The organism is uncultured Desulfovibrio sp. (assembly GCF_944324935.1).
Classification (GTDB): Bacteria; Desulfobacterota; Desulfovibrionia; order Desulfovibrionales; family Desulfovibrionaceae; genus Desulfovibrio.
Genome location: NZ_CALUYG010000083.1, coordinates 1 through 4,945, shown reverse-complemented (window position 1 = coordinate 4,945; position 4,945 = coordinate 1). Strand labels below are relative to the sequence as shown.

Sequence of the window (4,945 nt, the reverse complement as noted above, 5' to 3'; positions counted from 1 at the left end):
CCCCCCCCCCCCCCCCCCCCCTGCCGCCAGCCGCGCAGGCTACCACGCCCCCATGCCGGGCTGAAGCCACAAGCCAGCAAAAAAGAAAAGGGAAAGAAAGAACGAAACGCCGCCCCCGCTCTACTCCAGACCGAAGAAGCGGCGGGCATTGTCGCCGCAGAGCTGCCAGAGCTCTTCCGGGGCCACGCCGCGCGCCTCGGCCATCTGCCGGACGGTGAAGACGGTGAAGGCTGGTTCGTTACGCTTGCCACGCCACGGAACCGGGGAAAGGTAGGGGCTGTCGGTCTCCAGCAGCAGACGGTCGTCGGGGATGACGGCCACGGCCTCGCGCAGGGCCGCATTGGCCGGATAGCTCACCGGGCCGGGAATGGAGATGTGCCAGCCGTTGCGCACGATGCGCCGCGCCAGGGCCGGCGCTCCGCCGAAACAGTGCCAGAGCAGAGGATAGTCCGCAAAGCCCCGCCCTTCCAGCAGGGCAAGGGTTTCTTCTTCGGCGTTGCGGCAGTGGATGACCACGGGCTTTGCCAGTTCGCGGGCCAGATCAAGCTGTTGGAGAAAGGCCTGATACTGCAATTCCTTCGGGCAGTCGTCCCAGTAAAAGTCAAGACCGATCTCACCCACGGCGCGCAGACGCGGTTCGTCGGCGAAAGCCCGCCGCATATGCTCCAGAGCCGCCTTGTCACAGGTCTGCCCTTCACAAGGATGGATGCCCAGCACGAAAAAGACTTCGGGATGGGCGTCGAACACGCGCTTTTGCTCGTCAAAGGCCGCCGGTTCCAGAAAGATGTTGCCGATGCGGGCCACCCCGCAGGCGGCCGCCCGCGCGAGCACCTCCTCGCGGTCGGCGTCGAATTCGCTGCCGGCAAGATGGGCATGGCTGTCCACCCCCACGGGCGGCAGGCTCAGGGTCAGCGGGTCCGTGCGCTTTACGTTCTTGTGGGACATGACATCTCTCCCTTTGGACTGTCGCCCTGTGGTAGCAGGGCGCGGCACGACTGGCAAGCAGGCAAAAACAGCGGAAAAACCCCGCTGCCGGACATTGCATGCGGCGGGCATTCGGCGTATGGTGTGCGCGCCGTTTGCAGGGCGCGCATCGGGGCCTCCTTTCCGCGCCGGCAACGGCAAAGAGCGTTTTTTCCGGCCCGGCATTTTTTCGTGGACTTGCCGGGGGACGTGCGCGCGGCGAACGATCCCCGGCCCCGTCGCCGGCCGGCATGGACCGGAAAAAGATTTTTCGGAAGGGAGAGGGGGCGCGGGCGGCTCGGCCTCTCCACGGAGTGTGGGCATGTCCTTGTTTGTTCTGGCGATAGGTCTTCTGGGCGTTGCGGCCGTCGTGCTCCTTGTGCTGGCCGGATTGCCGCCGTCGGTGCGCCTGACGCGGCTGGCCAATATGCTGGGGCCGGGCTGTGTGGTGACGGCCTGCGGGCTGGGGCTGGCCGGGGTTTTCAGCGGGCCGTGGGAGCTCGTCCTTCAGTTCAGCCTGACCTGGGGGCTGCCGCTGGGCGAATTTTCCCTGGGGCTCGACCCGCTCAGCCGCCTGTTCCTGCTGCCAGTCTTCGGGCTGGGGGCCGTCTGCTCCCTGTCCGGCGGTCTCTCCCTGCGCAAGACCCGGCCGGAGGAGCACAATCTGGCGGCGCACTGGTTCTTCTATGTGCTGCTGGTGGCGGGCATGGCCGTGGTGCTGGCGGCGCGGGATGCGGTGCTCTTTCTCATCGCCTGGGAGGTGATGTCCCTCGCGCCCTTCTTCCTCATCGACTTTGACGACAGCGACCGCAAGGTGCGCGACGCCGCCTGGATCTACCTCGTGGCGGCGCATCTGGGGGCGGTGCTGCTCATCGCCTATTTCGCCCTGCTCTGGCAGGTGGGCGGCAGCACGGACTTCGCGGTGCTGGCGGCGCAGGAACATTCCAGCTACACGTCCGCCCTCTTCCTGCTGGGCCTGCTGGGCTTCGGGGCCAAATCCGGCATCGCGCCCATGCATGTCTGGATGCCGGAGGCCTATCCGGCGGCCCCCGGCCATGTGGCGGGCCTCCAGTCCGGGGCCATGATCAACGCCGGCCTTTACGGTATCCTGCGCGGATTCGATTTTCTGGGTCAGCCGGTGGACGCGCCGCTCTGGTGGGGCTGGTGCATCCTCGTGCTGGGGCTGGCCACGGCGCTCATGGGCATCCTCAAGGCGCTGGCGCAAAGCAACCTCAAACGTCTGCTGGCCTATTCCAGCGTGGAGAACGTGGGCATCATGCTGGTGGGCATCGGCGCGGGCGTGCTGGGCGCGGCCAGCGGCCATCCCTGGATCGCCACACTGGGCTTTGCGGGCATGCTCTTCCACATGCTCAACCATTCGGCCTTCAAGGGTCTGCTCTTCCTCTGCGCCGGCGAAGTGCAGCAGGCTACGGGCACTGTGGCCATGAACCGCCTGGGCGGCCTCCAGAAGCGCCTGCCGCTGGTGGGCGGCCTGTTTTTGCTGGGGGCGGCCTCCATCGCCTGCCTGCCGCCCTTCAACGGCTTTGCCGGGGAATTCGTGCTGGCGCTCTCCCTGCTGGACGGGGCGAGCCTGCCCACGGTGGAGCTCCAGCTCGGCCTGTTGCTCTCGCTGGTCATCCTCGGGCTGGTGAGCGGGCTGGCGCTGGCCGCCTATACCAAGGCCTACGGCATCACCTTCCTGGGAGACGCGCGCAGCGACGCGGCCCGGCATCCCCATGTGGCGGGCTGGCGCACCCTCTGGCCGCTCCTCTTCCCGGCGGCGGCCTGCGTGGCCGGCGGCCTGCTGGCCGGCCGCTGTTTCGAACTCGTGGCCCCCACGGCGCAGATCGCGGCCCATCTGCCGCCGCTGGCCGAGCTTTCCGGCGCGCGCGCCGTCAATGAGGTAGGGCACATCCTGGACATCATCGCCGGCGTCGGCGGCGCCGTCGTCCTGCTGACGGCCGTCCTGCTGCTCGCGCGCCGCCGCCTGCTGCGCCGCCGGCCCGTGGAATGCCGGGAGACCTGGGGCTGCGGCTACCAGTTCGGCACGCCGCGCATCCAGTATACCGAGGCGTCCTATTCCGAGCCGCTGGGCCGCCTGTTCGGCGGCATCATGGGCCTGAAGATCACGGAAAAGGGCGGGGGCGGTCTCTTCCCCGACAGGGCCACGCTGACCATCGCCGCGCCGGACCGCATACGGACCAGCCTGTTCACGCCGCTTTTCGAGGCCGTGGAACGGCTGTGCAATGCGCTGAAGATCGTGCAGCACGGCAAGATCTATCTGTATATTCTGTATATCCTCGTTACCCTTGTGGCCCTGCTGATCTGGGGGATGCACGCATGAGCCCTCTCGCCGCCTATCTTGTCCAGTTCGTGCTGGCGCTGCTGCTGGCTCCGCTGCTGCCGGGCATCATCAACCGCGTCAAGGCCAAATTCGCCGGCCGGCACGGCAAGCCGCTGCTCCAGCTCTATTTCGACATCTTCAAGCTGCTGCGCAAGGGCGAGGTGGTGAGCCGCAGCGCGAGCTTCGTGCTCTCGCTCGGCCCGGCGGTCTCGCTGGCCACGGTGCTTTGCGCGCTGGCCCTGCTGCCGCTGGGCGGCGTCACCTCGCCGCTGGCCTTCCAGGGAGATTTCCTGCTGGCCGCCTATCTGCTGGGCCTGGGCCGCTTTGCCGTCATCCTGTCGGCGCTGGACACGGGCTCGTCCTTCGAGGGCATGGGGGCAAGCCGCGAGGCCACCTTTTCCGCACTGGCCGAGCCTGTGCTCTTCTGCTGTCTGCTGGCCCTGGCCTGTGTGGGCGGGGCCCTGCATCTGGAGACCCACCTGTCCCTCTCCGGCATGCTGGGCGGCCGTCCCGGCACGGAATGGCTGCTGGGCCGCTCCGAACTGCTCTTCGTGCCGGTGGTGCTCTTCGTGCTGCTCCTGGTCGAAAATTGCCGCATCCCGGTGGACGACCCCAACACGCATCTTGAGCTGACCATGATCCATGAGGTGATGATCCTGGATCATTCCGGGCCCAACCTGGCGTACATTCTGTACGGCTCCGCGCTCAAACTCTGGTTTTTCGCGGCCCTGCCCGCGGGCATACTGGTACCCGACCTCACCACCTGGTGGGCGCAGGCCCTCTGCTGGCTGGCGACCATCCTGCTCATGGCCGTGCTGGTGGGCGTGGTGGAGTCGGTCATGGCGCGCCTGCGCATGTATTCTGTCCCCCGGCTGCTGGGCGGCGCGGGCGTGCTGGCCGCCCTGGCCCTGATCCTGACCCAGATCCGCTGACGAGGCTGCCATGACCAGTTTCCTGCAACTGCTGCTCCTTGCGCTGACCCTGAACAATCTTGCTCTGCTGGGCGTGGACCGCCTGCGCAGCCTCATCCGGCTCATCACCCTTCAGGGCGTGCTGCTGGCCGGCGTGCTGCTGGCGCTGGACCATACCCTGCTGGCCCCGGCCGTCCTGGTCATCAAGGGGGGCATCCTGCCCTGGCTGCTCAATCGCACCCGGCGGCGCATCGGGGCCGAACCGCACCTGCGGCCCCGTTTCGGCTATGGCTGGGCCGTGCTGGCGGGCATGGGGGGGCTGCTCTTCTCCTTCTGGCTGGAAGGCCGTCTGCCCATGCCGCCCGGGCTCTTCCCGCCGCTGCTGCTGCCCGCGGCGCTGACCACGCTCTTTTGCGGGCTGGTGCTGGTGGTGGGGCGCGTCACCGCGCTTTCGCAGGTCATGGGCTATCTGGTGGCGGAAAACGGCATCTTCCTGCTGGGCATCCCGCTTATGAGCGCCGGGGCCATCTGGTTCGAGCTGACCCTGTTGCTGGACATCTTCGTGGCGGTCTTCGTGATGGGCATCGCCATCAATCACATCAGCGACACCTTTGAGTCCATCGACGTCAACCGCTTCCACAATCTCCGGGACTAGGGGCTGTTTCTAAAAAAGCTGGACATCTTGAATGACTCCTGCTTTCCTGTTTGTTATGAGCAGACATGACAT

4 protein-coding genes are annotated in these 4,945 nt (G+C 67.0%); 3 read left to right on the top strand and 1 reads right to left on the bottom strand.

Features of this window, described 5'->3' with window-relative positions:
* Positions 1-120: 120 nt before the first annotated feature.
* Positions 121-945: a TatD family hydrolase gene (locus tag Q0J54_RS11940; protein ID WP_296305970.1), complete on the bottom strand. Its 825-nt coding sequence runs from the start codon at positions 943-945 to the stop codon at positions 121-123.
* 340 nt (positions 946-1,285) lie between these two features.
* Between Q0J54_RS11940 and Q0J54_RS11935 the strand changes: the two genes are divergently transcribed.
* Genes Q0J54_RS11935 through Q0J54_RS11925 form a run of 3 tightly spaced genes read left to right on the top strand, consistent with a single transcriptional unit; the run spans position 1,286 to position 4,873 of the window.
* Complete coding sequence (locus Q0J54_RS11935; protein ID WP_296305969.1) at positions 1,286-3,307, top strand: proton-conducting transporter membrane subunit; 2,022 nt, start codon at positions 1,286-1,288, stop codon at positions 3,305-3,307.
* A complete protein-coding gene (locus Q0J54_RS11930; protein ID WP_296305967.1) occupies positions 3,304-4,239 on the top strand; it encodes an NADH-quinone oxidoreductase subunit H in 936 nt (311 codons plus the stop codon). The genes Q0J54_RS11935 and Q0J54_RS11930 overlap by 4 nt, the downstream gene beginning before the upstream one ends.
* Positions 4,240-4,249: 10 nt before the next feature.
* On the top strand, positions 4,250-4,873 hold the full coding sequence (locus Q0J54_RS11925; RefSeq protein WP_296305966.1) for a hydrogenase-4 component E: 624 nt from the start codon (positions 4,250-4,252) through the stop codon (positions 4,871-4,873).
* Positions 4,874-4,945: the final 72 nt, after the last annotated feature.